This window comes from Paracoccus jeotgali (assembly GCF_002865605.1).
Classification (GTDB): domain Bacteria; phylum Pseudomonadota; class Alphaproteobacteria; order Rhodobacterales; family Rhodobacteraceae; genus Paracoccus; species Paracoccus jeotgali.
On the sequence record NZ_CP025583.1, the window covers coordinates 2,244,674 to 2,259,811 of the forward strand.

General features: G+C 67.7%; 12 protein-coding genes. 7 read left to right on the top strand and 5 right to left on the bottom strand.

Annotated elements, in window-relative coordinates; all coding sequences use genetic code 11:
* Nucleotides 1–76: 76 nt before the first annotated feature.
* Nucleotides 77–1,717 (bottom strand): AMP-binding protein, encoded by a 1,641-nt coding sequence (locus CYR75_RS10945; protein WP_101500073.1) that lies wholly within the window; start codon nucleotides 1,715–1,717, stop codon nucleotides 77–79.
* A 45-nt stretch (nucleotides 1,718–1,762) separates the two neighbouring features.
* Nucleotides 1,763–2,680: an alpha/beta hydrolase gene (locus CYR75_RS10950; RefSeq protein WP_225972695.1), complete on the bottom strand. Its 918-nt coding sequence runs from the start codon at nucleotides 2,678–2,680 to the stop codon at nucleotides 1,763–1,765.
* A gap of 95 nt (nucleotides 2,681–2,775) precedes the next feature.
* Between CYR75_RS10950 and kynU the strand changes: the two genes are divergently transcribed.
* Both kynU and CYR75_RS10960 read left to right on the top strand, forming a co-directional pair.
* Nucleotides 2,776–4,005: a kynureninase gene (gene kynU, locus CYR75_RS10955; protein ID WP_101500074.1), complete on the top strand. Its 1,230-nt coding sequence runs from the start codon at nucleotides 2,776–2,778 to the stop codon at nucleotides 4,003–4,005.
* 34 nt (nucleotides 4,006–4,039) lie between these two features.
* Nucleotides 4,040–6,118, top strand: a complete 2,079-nt coding sequence (locus CYR75_RS10960; protein WP_101500075.1) for an FAD-dependent oxidoreductase — start codon at nucleotides 4,040–4,042, stop codon at nucleotides 6,116–6,118.
* A gap of 123 nt (nucleotides 6,119–6,241) precedes the next feature.
* Here CYR75_RS10960 and CYR75_RS10965 read toward each other — a convergent pair whose 3' ends face one another.
* From CYR75_RS10965 to CYR75_RS10975, 3 genes are all read right to left on the bottom strand, one after another.
* Entirely contained in the window at nucleotides 6,242–7,066 is an 825-nt protein-coding gene (locus tag CYR75_RS10965; RefSeq protein WP_101500076.1) for an aldo/keto reductase, read from the bottom strand.
* 25 nt (nucleotides 7,067–7,091) lie between these two features.
* Nucleotides 7,092–7,754 (bottom strand): YggS family pyridoxal phosphate-dependent enzyme, encoded by a 663-nt coding sequence (locus CYR75_RS10970; RefSeq protein WP_101500077.1) that lies wholly within the window; start codon nucleotides 7,752–7,754, stop codon nucleotides 7,092–7,094.
* A 70-nt stretch (nucleotides 7,755–7,824) separates the two neighbouring features.
* Entirely contained in the window at nucleotides 7,825–8,883 is a 1,059-nt protein-coding gene (locus CYR75_RS10975; RefSeq protein WP_158644643.1) for a porin, read from the bottom strand.
* 334 nt (nucleotides 8,884–9,217) lie between these two features.
* Here CYR75_RS10975 and CYR75_RS10980 point away from each other — a divergent pair, with 334 nt between their 5' ends.
* From CYR75_RS10980 to CYR75_RS11000, 5 genes are all read left to right on the top strand, one after another.
* Nucleotides 9,218–9,709: a DUF3576 domain-containing protein gene (locus tag CYR75_RS10980; protein ID WP_101500079.1), complete on the top strand. Its 492-nt coding sequence runs from the start codon at nucleotides 9,218–9,220 to the stop codon at nucleotides 9,707–9,709.
* 95 nt (nucleotides 9,710–9,804) lie between these two features.
* Nucleotides 9,805–12,342: a leucine--tRNA ligase gene (gene leuS, locus CYR75_RS10985; protein ID WP_101500080.1), complete on the top strand. Its 2,538-nt coding sequence runs from the start codon at nucleotides 9,805–9,807 to the stop codon at nucleotides 12,340–12,342.
* Complete coding sequence (gene lptE / locus CYR75_RS10990) at nucleotides 12,329–12,835, top strand: LPS assembly lipoprotein LptE (protein WP_101500081.1); 507 nt, start codon at nucleotides 12,329–12,331, stop codon at nucleotides 12,833–12,835. The genes leuS and lptE overlap by 14 nt, the downstream gene beginning before the upstream one ends.
* On the top strand, nucleotides 12,832–13,860 hold the full coding sequence (holA, locus tag CYR75_RS10995) for a DNA polymerase III subunit delta (protein WP_101500082.1): 1,029 nt from the start codon (nucleotides 12,832–12,834) through the stop codon (nucleotides 13,858–13,860). Before lptE ends, holA begins: the two co-directional genes overlap by 4 nt.
* A gap of 3 nt (nucleotides 13,861–13,863) precedes the next feature.
* A complete protein-coding gene (locus tag CYR75_RS11000) occupies nucleotides 13,864–15,063 on the top strand; it encodes a TIGR03862 family flavoprotein (protein WP_101500083.1) in 1,200 nt (399 codons plus the stop codon).
* Nucleotides 15,064–15,138: the final 75 nt, after the last annotated feature.

Below are 15,138 nucleotides of genomic sequence, written 5' to 3' on the forward strand. Positions count from 1 at the left end.
TTGTCTTCTGCATGTTCGTCTCCCTGTTGTGTCATGGGCCGGGGCCGGGTCTGTGCCCGGTTTTGCCGGCGGGTCGTCAGTCGCGGTCTTCCAGCAGCCGGAAGCGCTGGATCTTGCCGCTTTCGGTCTTGGGCAGGCTATCCTGAAACACGATCTTGCGCGGATATTTATAGGGCGCAATCTCTTGCTTGACGTGATCCTGCAGGATGCGCGCCATGTTGGGGCCGGTCCCGACCCCCGGCCGCATCACCACATGGGCGCGCACGATCTGCCCGCGATCCGGGTCGGGCGCGCCGACCACGGCACATTCCAGCACGTCGGGATGGGCCAGCAAGGCGGCCTCGACCTCGGGTCCGGCGATGTTGTAGCCCGCCGACAGGATGATGCCGTCATTGCGGGCGGCAAAGTGGAAACGCCCCTCGTCATCCTGCAAGAAGGTGTCGCCGGTCAGGTTCCAGCCATCCAGCACATAGTTCCGCTGCTTGTCGTGGTCGTCCAGATAGCGGCAGCCGACCGGGCCGCGCACCGCCAGCCGCCCCAGCTCGCCCGGCGGCAGTTCCTGCCCGTCGGGCCCGATGATCCGCGCGCGATAGCCGCTGACCGGACGCCCGGTGCAGCCCGGATGGGAATCGTCGAAACGGTTCGAGATGAAGATATGCAGCATCTCGGTGGAGCCGATCCCGTCCAGCATCGGCTTGCCCGTCTTCTGTTTCCACTCCTCATAGACCGGGGCCGGCAGCGTCTCGCCCGCCGAGACGGCGGCGCGCAGGCTGGACAGATCGGCGCCCGCATCCATCGCCTGCATCATCACCCGATAGGCGGTCGGCGCGGTAAAGCAGATGGTCGCGCGGTGGGCCTGAATGATCTCGATCAGGTTCGGCGGCGAGGCGTTTTCCAGCAGCGCCGCCGAGGCCCCGAAGCGCAGCGGAAAGATCGCCAGCCCGCCCAGCCCAAAGGTAAACGCAAGCGGCGGCGAGCCGACGAACACGTCCTCGGGCTGCACGTCCAGCACCTCGCGCGCATAGGCGTCGGCGATGATCAGCAGGTCGCGGTGGAAATGCATCGTGGCCTTCGGCTCGCCCGTCGTGCCCGAGGTGAAGCCCAGCAGCGCCACGTCGTCGCGCCCGGTGCGGATGGCGTCGAACTGCACCGGCTTGGTCAGCGCGGCGCGGTCCAGCTCGGCATCGTGGTTGGCGCTGCCGTCAAAGCCGATGACGGTGTCCAGATAGTCGCTTTCCTGCGCGACGCGGGTCAGGTCGTCCATCAGCCGCGTGTCGCACAGCGCGTGGCTGATCTGCGCCTTGTCCACGATCCGCGACAACTCGCCCCGGCGCAGCATTGGCATGGTGTTGACCACCACCGCACCCGCCTTGGTGGCGGCCAGCCAGCAGGCGACCATGGCTGGGTTGTTGGGTGAGCGGATCAGCACGCGGTTGCCCGGCTTGACGCCGTAATCCTCGACCAGCGCATGGGCGATGCGGTTGGTCCAGTCGGTCAGTTCCTTGTAGGTGCGGATGCGGCCATTGCCGATCAGCGCCACGCGGTCGCCAAACCCCTGCTCCACCATCCGGTCGGTCAGCTCGACCGCGGCATTCAGATATTCCGGGTATTGAAAGCGCCCCAGTTCCAGTTCCGGCCACAGATCGGGCGGAGGCAGGTTGTCGCGCGTGAAGCTGTCAACATGCGCGGTCGGTCCCAGTTGCGGCTGTCGACTCATGTGGTGATGGTCCTGCTTTGCTTGGTCATGGGGGCGCGGTGCAGGTCAGCCTGACATGTTTTCGGCAAATCTCAAACATGAAATATTTGAACGCAAAGCATGTTGCCGCTCACCCGGCCTCGGCAAAGACATGGGGGTGCAGGATGATATCGTAATGATGCAGCCCCGGCTGAAGCTGAAACCCCACATCGCAGCCGGCGCGGCGCAGATGCTCGGCATAGTCGCGGCTCTGGCGGATGAACTCGGCCGTGTCGCGCTCGCCCACGGTAATGCGGTAGCGAAGCCCGGGCGCGGCGCTGCGGCGCAGGGGGACAGCGCGTCGATTTCGGCGTCAGTCAGTTGCAGCTTGTCGTTGACCGACATCAGCGCGATGGGTTCCAGATCATAGACGCCGCTGATCAACACCGCCTCGGTCACTTGCAGGCCGGACGCCGCCAGCGCCTGACCGTGATCGGCCAGCACCATCGCCACCAGATGCGCGCCGGCGCTATGCCCCGACAGCGTGACCCGCTGCGGATCGAAGCCCAGCGTCTCGGCCTGCCTCCCCAGCCAGCACAGCGCCTGCAGGCATTCCGCCAGCATCTGCCCCAGCCGCGCATCGGGGGCGAGGGTATAGTTCAGCGTCGCAAAGGCGTGACCCTGTTCATGCAGCGCGGGCGCCATGGCGGCCGAATCGCGCTGGCTCAGCGCCTGCCAGTAACCGCCGTGGATAAAGACATGCAGCCCGGCAGCGGGGTTGGGCGCGGGGAAATAATCCAGCACATGCTGCGGATCGGAGCCATAGCGCAGGTTTTCGGCCACCTGCATCCCGGCCCGCGCCTCGGTGCTGAGCGCGCGATAGGCGGCCAGATAGGGCGAGATATCGCCGCCCACCATCGAGCCGGGCGAATATTCACGCTGCAACTCGGCCTGCGTGAAACCGCGATAGAGCATCTGCGCCCCCTGCCCTGCCACGCTGTCCATAAGCGCCCCCCGATCCTGCCCCCAACGCGAAAGGTTTGACGCCCGGCCGCGCTGTTGTAAAGCTGCCGGCGCAACGCCAGAGGGGGGCCGGGGTCATGCTTAGTCGCGAGGAATGTGCCGATCTGGACCGGGACGATCCGCTGGCCTATATGCGCGACCGCTTTATTCTGCCCGAGGGCGTGATCTATCTGGACGGCAACTCGCTGGGGCCGCTGCCCAAGGCGGCGGTGGCGACGCTGTCGCACACGGTCGAGCAGGAATGGGGTCAGGGGCTGATCCGCAGCTGGGACGATGCCGGCTGGTTCGACCTGCCGCAGCGGTTGGGCGACCGGCTGGGGCGATTGATCGGGGCGGCACCGGGGCAGGTGGTGGCCTGCGACGGCACCTCGATCAACCTTTACAAGACTTTGCGGGCGGCGCTGTCGCTGCGCCCCGACCGGCGCACGATCCTGGCCGAGGCGGGCAGCTTCCCGACCGATCTCTATATCATCGAAGGCGCGGCCGAGGGGCATCGGACCCGCCTGCTGGGCCGGGACGGCGACACGCTTGACGATCTGCTGGATGACGATGTCGCCGTCGTCGTGCTGTCCCATGTCGATTACCGCAGCGGTGCGCTGCTGGACATGCGCGAGCTCACCCACAAGGCGCATCGCGCGGGCGCGCTGGTGATCTGGGATCTCTGCCACTCGGCCGGGGTGGTGCCGGTGGAACTGGACGCGTGCGAGGTCGATTTTGCGGTCGGGTGCAGCTATAAATACCTCAATGGCGGGCCAGGCGCGCCGGCGTTTCTCTATGCCGCGCACCGCCACCATGAGGCGTCGCGCCACCCGCTGACCGGCTGGTGGGGCCATGCCGCCCCCTTCGCGTTCGAGCGTGATTTCCGCCCGCAGGACGGCATCCGCCGCTTTCTGACCGGCACCCAGCCCATCCTTGGCCTGAAGGGAGTCGAGGCCGCACTGCAGCTTTACGACGATGTGGACCTTGCCGCCCTTCGCGCCAAAAGCCGCGCGCTTGGCGACAGCTTCATCGCGCTGGTCGAGCAGCATCCCGATTGCGCGGCGCTGCAACTCGCTTCGCCACGCGACAGTGCTGTGCGGGGCAGTCAGGTGGCCTTCACCTTCCCGCACGGCTATGCCGTCATCCGCGCCATGATCGAGCAGGGCGTGATCGGCGATTTCCGCGAGCCGGGGCTGATGCGCTTCGGCCTCGCGCCGCTCTATCTGCGCCATACCGACCTGTTCGACGCCGTCGAAATCATGGCGGACTGCCTGCGCCGTCAGGTATGGACCGACCCGAAATACCAGACCCGCGCCGCCGTCACCTGAGCCGCGCCCCATGATCCGCTGAAAGGCCCGCAAGATGTCAGACCCCGTCAAAGCCGAAATCCGCGACCGCGCCCTGATCCTGACCATCGACAATCCGCCCGTCAACGTGATCTCGCAGGCCGTCCGCAGCGCCCTGCTGGACGCCTGCGCCAAGGCGCGCGCGGATCTGGAGGCAGGCCGCATCGACCGCGTGGTGCTGACCGGGGCGGGACGCGCCTTTGTCGCCGGGGCCGATGCCAGGGAATTCGACGGCCCGGCGCTGGAACCGCATCTGCCCGAGGTGCTGGACGCGCTGTCGGACCTGCCCGCCATCGCCGCGATCAACGGCGCGGCCTTGGGCGGCGGCTATGAAATCGCGCTCGCCTGCCGCTATCGCATCGCCGCGCCGGATGCGGTGCTGGGCCTGCCCGAGGTGACGCTGGGGGTCGTGCCCGGCGCGGGCGGCACGCAGCGCCTGCCGCGGCTGATCGGGCTTGAACGCGCGCTGCCGCTGATCTCGACCGGGCGCACGCTGAAGGGGCGGCAGGCATTGGCCGAAGGCATGGTCGACGCCGTGGCCGACGATCCGCTGGCCGAGGCGCTGGCGCTCGACCTGTCGCGCCTGCATCCCGCCATTGCCGACATGCCCGCCCCTGCCCCCGCAGCCGAGGCCGCGCAAGCCGCCCGCGACCACGCGGCGCGGCGACTGCGCGGCCAGATCGCGCCGCTGCGGGCCATCGAACTGGTCGAGGCCGCCGCCGAACTGCCGCTGGCCGAGGGGCTGTCGCGCGAGCGTCAGACCTTCCTTGAATTGCGCCAAGGCGCGCAGGCCCGGGCGCTGCGCCACGTCTTTTTCGCCGAACGCGGCGCGGGCGCCTCACCCGCGCTGAAGCGGGTCGAGCCGGCCCCGGTCGATCATGTCCTGGTCGTCGGCGGCGGGACCATGGGCGCCGGGATCGCCTATGCGCTGAACTCGGCCGGGCTGCGCGTGACCCTGCTGGAAAACGACACCGACGCCGAAACCCGCGCCCGCGCCAATCTGGGCAAGCTGTTCGACGAGGCGGTGTCGCGGGGCAAGCTGTCGCAGGCCGAATCGGACCGTCGGCAGTCCGACACGCTCGCCTTCCTGAACGGCCCCGACGCCGCGCTGCCACAGGTCGATATGGCGATCGAGGCGGTGTTCGAGGATCTGCAGGTCAAGCGGACGCTGTTCGAGCGGCTCGGCAAATCCCTGCCCGAGGACACTATCCTTGCCACCAACACCTCTTATCTGGACGTGAACCGCATCGCCGAGGTGGTGCCGAACCCGCAGCGTTTCCTGGGGCTGCATTTCTTCGCGCCCGCCCATCTAATGAAGCTGGTCGAGGTGATCCGCGCCAGCGAGACCTCGGCCCAGACCCTCGCCACCACCTTTGCCCTGACCCGTAGGCTGGGCAAGATCGCGGTCGAGGCCGGGGTCTGCGACGGCTTCATCGGCAACCGCATCCTGACCCGCTATCGCCAGACCGCCGACGTGACCCTGCTGGAAGGCGCGCTGCCGGCGCAGGTCGATGCCGCGATGGTCGATTTCGGCATGGCGATGGGGCCTTATGCCACCCAGGACCTGTCCGGGCTGGACATCGCCTATGCCAACCGCAAGCGCAAACGCGATGCGGGCGAGGCCATCCGCGGCCGCTATATCCCCGTCGCCGACCGCATGGTCGAGGATCTGAACCGGCTCGGCCGCAAGACCAAGGCGGGCTGGTATGATTATGTCGACGGCAAGCCGGTGGCGTCTTCGGTTGTCGATGACGAGGTGCGCCGTGCCTCGACCGAGGCGGGCGTCACCCGGCGCGCTTTCGCGCCGGACGAGATCTCGCGCCGGCTGGCGCTGTCGATGATCGCCGAGGGGGCCGATATCGTGGCCGAGGGCATCGCCAACCGCCCCGCCGATGTCGATCTGGTGATGATCCACGGCTATGGCTTCCCGCGCTGGCGCGGTGGGCCGATGAAGCTGGCGGATGAATGGGGCCTGCCCGAACTGCTGCGCGAGTTCGAGGAACTGGCGGCGAGCGATCCGCAAAGCTGGACCGTCCCCGCGCTGATCCGCCAGCTGGCGAAGGAAGGGCGCAGCTTCGCCGATCTGAACGGCTGAGGGAAACGCCCGGCGCGAGTCGTTAAGTCGCGTCGGGCTGACCTGCCGGTTGGGCATCGATTGCCAAAGGGCCAGCCCGGCGCCGATCCGGTGTCAGGACAGGCCGCGTGAAACCTGATCCGCCTATAGCGACCAGTCGGGGGCCAGTTCCTTCGGCTCGACAATGCGGCCATCGGGGCGGGCGAGGCTGCCGATCTCGCGCATCTCGGCCGGGGTCAGGTCAAAGTCGAACAGGTCGAAATTCTCGGCCAGCCGCTCTTTCGTCGCGGTCTTGGTCAGCACGATATGACCCAGTTTCAGCGCCCAACGCAGCGCCACCTGCGCGGCAGTCTTGCCATGCGCCTCGCCGATGCGCTGCATCAGCGGGTCGTTGGGGATGTGGCCATTGGCCATGACGAAATAGGCGGTCAGCATGACGTCCAGCCGCTGCGCGGTGTCAGCCAGCGCGGACTGGTCCAGATAGGGATGGATCTCGACCTGGTTCGTCAGGATCGGCGCGGCGCTGAGTTCGACGCTTTCGCGCAGCTGCGCGCGGTTCTGGTTGCTGACGCCGATAAAGTTGGTGCGGCCGGTGCTCTGCATCTCGTTCAGCATCTCGATCTGCTCGGCGATCGGCACCTGATGGCCGGGCCAGTGCAGCAGCAGCAGATCGACCTGATCGACGCCCAGCCGTTCCAGGCTTTCATCGACGGAATTGGCGAAATCGCCGGGGCTGTAGCGGTTCACCCAGACCTTGGTGGTCAGGAACAGCTCTTCCCGCGGCACCTTGGCGGCGTGCAGCGCGCGGCCCAGTGCGGCCTCGTTGTCATAGATCTGCGCGGTGTCGAAATGCCGGAACCCGACTTCGAGCGCGGCGGGCACGATCTCTTCGACCTCGGCATCGGACATGCGAAAGACGCCGAAGCCAAGGGCCGGGACGCGCGCGCCGTGGGAAGTCACGTAATCCATCACTCTCTCCTGTTTGGGGCAGCGGTCATTGTGCCGGGCCATAGTCGCGGGCGCCGAAGATCGCGCTTCCGACGCGGATATGCGTCGCACCCTCGGCCACGGCGGTTTCGAAATCGGCGCTCATCCCCATCGACAGGGCGGGCAGCCCCGCATCCTGCGCCAGCTTGCGCAACACGCGGAAATGCGGCTGCGGATCGGCGTGTTCGGGGGGGATGCACATCAGCCCCTGCGGGATCAGGTCCATCGGGCGAAGCTGGTCCAGAAAGCCGGGCAGTTCATCGGCGAGGATGCCGGCCTTTTGCGGCTCGTCCCCGGTGTTGACCTGCACGAAGAGCGCGGGCGAGCGGCCCTGCGCCTGAACCGCCTGCGCCAGCTTGCGGGCCAGCGACATGCGGTCGAGCGTGTGGATCGCGTCGAACAGCGCCACGGCCTGCTTGGCCTTGTTGGATTGCAGCGGGCCGATCATGTGCAGTTCGACATCGGGCCATGTCTCGCGCCAGTCCGGCCACTTGGCCTGCGCCTCTTGCACATAGTTCTCGCCAAAGACGCGGTGGCCCTGCTTCAGCACGTCCAGAACCCGGTCGGGCGGCTGCACCTTGCTGACCGCGATCAGCTTGACGGCGCCGGGCTTTCGGCCCGCGTCCTGTTCTGCCGCGCGCAGGCGGCGGGTGATGTCATCCAGTCCCATGCGCGCAGAGTCACAAAAGAAAAGAGCGGGCGCAAGGCCCGCTCTTTGCTTCGTTCATCCGATCAGACGATCAGAATTTGAACTCGAGACCGAAGTCGGCCAGCGTGTTGTCGATGTCGTAGGAACCGACGTTGATCTTGGAGTCGACCACGCCACCCTTGATGGTCGCGCCGCCGCCCAGATCGTAGGAGGCGCCAAGACCGAACGCACGACCGTCAACGTCGACGTTCTTGAAGTCGTTCTTGCGGTAGAAGGCGGTCAGGCCGACGCCGTTCGACATCTCGTAGCCCATGCCGAGACCGTACTGGGCGTAGTCCAGAAGATCGTCATCCGACGAGGTCTTCAGGTAGGCAGCCTTGAAGGTGATGCCGTTCCAGGACGTGCCACCCGAGATACCCCAGGTATCCGAAGGCGCGGCGAAGCCGAGCGGGCCAACGGCGACCGATTCGATCCCATCGTCATCGATCACGAAGGGGTTGATCGTGTATTCGGCGCTCTCGTAGCCGATACCGAAGGTGTAGTCGCCCAGGTCGTAGCCGAGACCGATGGCCCAAGCGTTGTCGTCACGCTTGATCGAGGTGTTGCCGATGTAGCCATCGCTGAACGAGGCGTAGATGTTGGCGTTGCCGAAGCTGTATTCATACAGCAGCGAGGCGTCGCCACCGACTTCTTCCGAGGTCGCGTAGGCGAATTCGTTCCAGAAATCGAGCCCGGTCAGGCCGACTTCCGGCAGGTCGCCAACGGCTTTTTCCAGCGCGCCGTCGATGTCGCCCGCGGTCAGCTTGCCATAGGCGCCCGACACGTAGACTTCACCAGCGGTGGACGAGTTGTTGTCGCCGCGGTTGGCGCGAGCAGCCTGGTCGGCACGCACTTTGGCGCCGAAGGTGATGCCAGCATCCGATTCACCGGTCATGTGAAACTTGACGCGGGCACGGTTGACGACGTTCCACGAGCTGTCGCCCTCGTCGTAGCCGATGATGTCGCCAGCAGCATTGCGGGCGAAATCGCCGTAGTTGGTGTTGCTCTCGTAGCGCAGACCGATACGGGCGTCGCCCGACACGGCGACTTCAGCAGCAGCGACGCCGGCGGTCATGACGAGCGCGGTGGTCGCAAACAGAACCTTTTTCATGGTGTTCCCTCTTGTCTCTCGAAGTAACCCCCAAAGGCATGTCTGCCCCTTGGGTATGCTGACCATTTCGCGCTTTCCCCCGTTCTTTGCAACGGAAACGCCCGGCCCGGAACGGGATTGCCGCATCTGTGGTGCTTATTGGTCACACATCGGTGATCGCCCCGTCATCGCGCCCGCTTCCGAGCGGATAAAGCGGCAGACGCGGCCCCTGCGCGCCCGGCCGCCCCGCCTGCCGCCGGCGCTCTTGCCGCGCGGGAATTGCTTGTCCGCCCAGCCTGTTCTGCGCTAACTAGCGGCAAGGCCCGCAGGGGCGAGACAAGATAAGGACAGTGCCATGACCCGTTTTGCGTTCCGCGCCGCTGCGATCCTTGTGGCGACACTGTCGCTGTCGGCCTGTGGCGGGGGCCGGGTGTTCGGCGGGGGGAAGTCGGCGCAGGCCCAGGCCCAGCAGCAGGGCACCCGCGCAAGCGAGGCACGCGAATCGACCATCTGGGACCTGTTCTCGAACCGGCAGTCGCCCAACAACACCGTCGCGGTGAACAAGTATCTGTGGAACGCCAGCCTCGATGTGCTGAACTTTCTGCCCATCCAGTCCATCGACCCCTATACCGGCGTGATCGTCACCGGCTATGGCACCCCGCCCGGCGGCGGGCGCAGCTATCGCGCGACCATTCACATCACCGATCCGGCGCTGGATGCGCGCTCGTTGCGGCTGTCGCTGCAGGGGCCGGGGGGCGCGGCGGTCGCACCGGGCACCGCCGCCGCGGTCGAGGATGCGATCCTGACCCGTGCCCGGCAGTTGCGCGTCGCCGACGGCAAGCTGTAGCACCAAGCTGTCGCACCGGACTGCAAGCGCCCGCTGGACCCTCACGCGCGGCTTGGCTAAACCCGCGGGGCAATCTCATGCCCTCCGGAGCCACCATGCCCTATGATCCCGCCCGCAGCGAACCCCATTGGCAACAGGAATGGGCCAAGGCCGACAGCTTTCGCGCCGTGCGGGACGAGCGGCCGAAATACTATGTCCTCGAGATGTTCCCCTACCCCTCGGGCCGGGTGCATATGGGCCATGTCCGCAACTATGCGATGGGCGATGTCGTGGCCCGCTTCAAGCGCGCGCAGGGATATTCCGTGCTGCATCCGATGGGCTGGGACGCCTTCGGGATGCCGGCCGAGAACGCGGCGATGGAACAGGGCGGCCACCCTCGCGACTGGACCTATGCCAACATCGTCACCATGCGCGACCAGCTGAAGCCGCTGGGCCTGTCCATCGACTGGAGCCGAGAATTCGCCACCTGCGACGATTCCTATGTCCATCAGCAGCAGGCCATGTTCCTCGACATGCTCAAGGCCGGGCTGATCACGCGCAAATCGGCGCAGGTGAACTGGGACCCGGTCGACATGACGGTGCTGGCCAACGAGCAGGTGATCGACGGCAAGGGCTGGCGCTCGGGCGCGCCGGTCGAGCGCAAGGAGCTGACGCAGTGGTTCTTCCGCATCTCGGACCATGCCGAAGAGCTGCTGGAGGCGCTGGACGATCTGGACGGCTGGCCGGAAAAGGTCCGGCTGATGCAGGCCAACTGGATCGGCCGGTCGCGCGGGCTGGAATTCAGCTTTGATCTGGTCGACGCCCCCGCAGGCGCCAAGCCGATCGAGGTCTATACCACCCGCCCCGACACGCTGATGGGTGCGTCCTTCGTGGCGCTGTCGCCGGATCATCCCCTGATCCGCGATCTGGCGGCGCAGCAGCCGGAACTGTCGGCCTTCATCGCCGAATGCAAGCGCGTCGGCACCACCGAAGAAGCCATCGAAACGGCGCCCAAGCTGGGCTTCGACACCGGGCTGCGGGTGAAGCATCCGCTTGATCCGGCGTGGGAATTGCCGGTCTGGGTGGCGAATTTCGTGCTGATGGATTACGGCACCGGCGCGATCTTCGGCAGCCCCGCCCATGACGAGCGTGACCACGAATTCGCGCAGAAATACGACCTGCCGATTCGCGCCGCCTTCGGCCAGCCCGGCATGACCACGGCGCAGGCCGATGAACTGGTCGCGGCCGAACCCTATGTCCCGACCCGCAGCGAGGCGGTGGAATATGTCCGCCCCCTCGCTGGCGAGGCCGTGCAGACCGGCGACGCCGCCGTGGCCGCCGCCATCGAACTGGCCGAGGCGCAGGGCTGGGGCCGCGGCGTGACTCGCTTCCGGCTGCGCGACTGGGGCATCTCGCGGCAGCGCTATTGGGGCTGTCCGATCCCGGTCGTCCATTGCGCGGATTGCGGGACCGTGCCGGAAGCGCGCGAGAACCTGCCGGTGCTGCTGCCGCTGGATGTCAGCTTTGACCGCCCCGGCAACCCGCTGGACCGGCACCCAAGCTGGGCGCAGACCACCTGCCCGCAATGCGGCGGCGCGGCGCGGCGCGAGACCGACACCATGGACACCTTTGTCGATTCGTCCTGGTATTACGCGCGCTTCACCTCGCCCAATGCCAACACGCCCACCGACCGGGCGGATGCGGATTACTGGATGAATGTCGACCAGTATATCGGCGGCATCGAACACGCGATCCTGCACCTGCTCTATTCCCGGTTCTTCGCCAGGGCGATGGTGCAGACCGGCCACCTGCCCGAATCCGCGCGCGAGCCGTTCAACGCGCTGTTCACCCAAGGCATGGTCACGCATGAGATCTACAAGACCACCGACGCGCGCGGCCGGCCGGTCTATCACCTGCCCGAAGATGTTCAGGACGGCCATCTGGCTGACGGCACGCCGGTCCAGATCGTGCCCTCGGCCAAGATGTCGAAATCCAAGAAGAACGTCGTCGATCCGGTGAACATCGTGCAAAGCTTCGGGGCTGACACCGCGCGCTGGTTCATGCTGTCCGACAGCCCGCCCGAACGGGACGTGGAATGGACCGCCGCCGGGGCCGAGGCGGCCAACAAGTTCCTCGCCCGCGTCTGGCGCATGGCCGCCGAGACGCCCGAGGTCGGCGACGATCCCGACCTCGCCAAGGCCGCCCACCGCGCGATTGCCGATGTCACCGCGTCGATCGAGGGTTTCGCCTTCAACAAGGCCGTGGCCCGGATCTACAGCCTCGCCAACAGCATCGCGAAGTCGCCTGCCGGCGGCGCGCAGCGGCAAGAGGCGCTGCGGATCCTCGCCGTGCTGATGTCGCCGATGGTGCCGCATCTGGCCGAGGATGTCTGGGCCAAGGCGGGCGGTCAGGGGCTGGTGGTCGACGCGCCCTGGCCGCAGGTCGATCCGGCGATGCTGGAAGATGACAGCGTCACCCTGCCGGTCCAGATCAACGGCAAGCGCCGGGCCGAGATCACCGTGCCCAAGGACATGCCCAAGGACCAGATCGAACAGCTGGTGCTGGCCGATCCCACCGTGCAGCGTTTCCTGGAAGGCGCCAGCCCGAAAAAGCTGATCGTGGTGCCGGGGCGGATCGTCAATGTCGTTGCCTGACGGCCTGACCCGGCGCGGCCTGTTGCTCGGCGCCGGCGCCTGGGCCGGGCTGGCGCTGACCGGTTGCGCGCTGACCCCGGCCTATGGGCCGGGCGGCAGCGGGCGCGCGCTGTATGGCCGGGTGGCGCTGCGGGCGCCGGACGATGTCGACAGTTTTGCCATGAATGGCCGGATGATCGAGCGGCTGGGGCCGGAAAACGACGCCGAATTCGCGCTCGATTACCGGCTAACCACCGCCTCGCTGGCCCAAGGCATCACGCGGGACGAGGTGACGACGCGCTATTCGCTGAACGGCACCGCCGATTTCTCGCTGAGCCGGCTGGATACCGGCGCGGTGGTGGCCGGCGGGCGGGTCAGCAGCTTTACCAGCTATTCCGCCATCGGCACCTCGATCGCGACGCTCTCGGCGGAACGCGACGCGCATGAGCGGCTGATGGTGATGCTGGCCGACCAGATCGTGACCCGGCTGCTGGCCAGCAAGCTGACGCCATGATCCTGAAGGGGGCCGAGATCAACCGCTATCTCGCCCGGCCCGACCCGACCCGGCCGGCGCTGCTGATCTATGGGCAGGACGCCATGCGCGTGGCGCTGAAGCGGGCCGAGGCGGTGGCCGCCCTGACCGGCCCGAACGCGGACGAGGAGATGCGCCTGACCCGCATCGCCGGCAGCGAGCTACGCAAGGACCAGACCCTGCTGCGCGACGCGATCAAAGAGGTCGGCTTCTTCCCCGGTCAGCGCGTGGTGCTGGTCGAGGACGCGCCCGATGCCACCGCCCCCGCGGTCGAGGCCGCGATCAATGACTGGTCCCATGGCGACGCGGCCATTGTCGTGACGGCGGGCGGGCTGACCAAGTCATCGGCGCTGCGAAAGCTGTTCCAGACCCACAAGACCGCCGTGACCGCGCCGATCTATGACGACCCGCCCGGTCAGGACGAGATCGCCGCCTGGCTGTCCGCCGCCGGTCTGCGCGAGGTGCCGCAGGCCGCGATGCGCGATCTGGTGACGCTGTCGCGCGCGCTCGACCCCGGCGATTTCCGGCAGATGGTGGAGAAGATCGGGCTCTACAAGCATGGCGATTCGACACCCCTGGAACCGGCCGAGATCGCGCTGCTGGCCCCCAGCACGGTCGAGGCCGAGGTCGACGACCTGATCGACATCGTGGCCGAGGGGCGGACCGGCGATTTCGGCCCGCTGATGCGCCGGATCGAGGCGCAGGGCATCCTGCCGGTGACGATCTGCATCGCCGCGCTGCGCCATTTCCGCGCGCTGCACGCCGCCAGCGCCGATCCGGGCGGGGCGCAGGCGGGGCTTTCGCGGCTGCGCCCGCCGGTCTTTGGCCCGCGCCGCGACCGCATGGCGCGGCAGGTGCAGGCCTGGGGGATGCGCAACCTGGAAGACGCGCTGCATCATCTGCTGGAAACCGACCTGCAACTGCGCAGCGCCACCCGCGCGCCCCAGATGCCGCTGATCGAACGCGCGCTGATTCGCCTCGCGATGATGCCGCGCGGGTCGCGCTAGCGGATGGATGGCGCGGCCCTGGTCATCGGCGCCGGCCCGGCGGGGCTGATGGCGGCCGAGGAACTGGCCCGCGCCGGCCATCAGGTCATTGTGGCCGAGGCGATGCCCACCCCCGCGCGCAAGCTGCTGATGGCCGGGAAATCCGGGCTGAACCTGACCCGCGACGAGCCGCTGCCGCTGTTTTCCCGCCACATCGCCCTTGGCAGCACGCCTGCAGGGCAGGGTTATTTCGCGGGCGCCGAGGGCGCTTTCGGCCCGGCGCAGGTGATGGATTGGGCGCGGGGGCTGGGGATCGAGCTGTTCACCGGCTCGACCGGGCGGGTGTTTCCTGTGGGCATGAAAGCCTCGCCCCTGCTGCGGGCCTGGCTGGCGCGGCTGCGGGGCATGGGCGTCGATCTGCGCACCCGCTGGCGCTGGCAGGGGTTCCGCGACGATGCCCTCGCCTTCGACACGCCCGAGGGCGCGCGCCTGCTGCGCCCCGGCGTCACGGTTCTGGCGCTTGGCGGGGCAAGCTGGCCGCGCCTGGGGTCGGACGCCGCATGGGTGCCGTTTCTGGCCGAACGCGGCGTGCCGATCGCGCCCTTCCGGCCCGCGAACATGGGGCTGCGCGTCGACTGGTCGCCCGCCATGCAGCGGCAGTTTGGCCAGCCGGTCAAGGGCGTGGCGATCCATGCCGGCGACCAGACCAGCCGGGGCGAGTGGGTGATTTCGTCCAAGGGGATCGAGGGCGGGGGCGTCTATGCCGTCGCCGCAGCGATCCGCGACGGGGCAGACGCGACGCTGGATCTGGCGCCCGATCTGGACCACCAACGGCTGGCGGCGCGGTTCCAGCGGCCGCGCGGCAAGCTGTCGCTCGGCAACTGGCTGCGCCGGGTCATGGGCGATCCGGTGCGGGTGGCGCTGCTGCTGGAGTGGGGGGGCCCGCTGCCCACAACCCCGCAAGGCTGGGCCGCGCGCTGCAAGGCGCTGCCGCTGCGCCATGCCGGGCCGATCGGCCTCGACCGGGCGATTTCATCGGCGGGCGGCATCCGGCTGGACGCCCTGACCGAGGGGCTGGAGTTGCGCGCCCTGCCCGGCATGTTTGCCGCCGGCGAGATGCTGGATTGGGAGGCGCCGACCGGGGGATACCTGCTGACCCACTGCCTCGGCTCGGGAAGATGGGCGGGACAGGCAGCGGTGCGGCGGCTGGCTTCGGAGCGTTGAAAGCCTGACCCGAACGATTCGACCCGCGCCTTCGCCGCTAGAGAGACGCGTCCTCAACCGGCATCGACGGGCGGC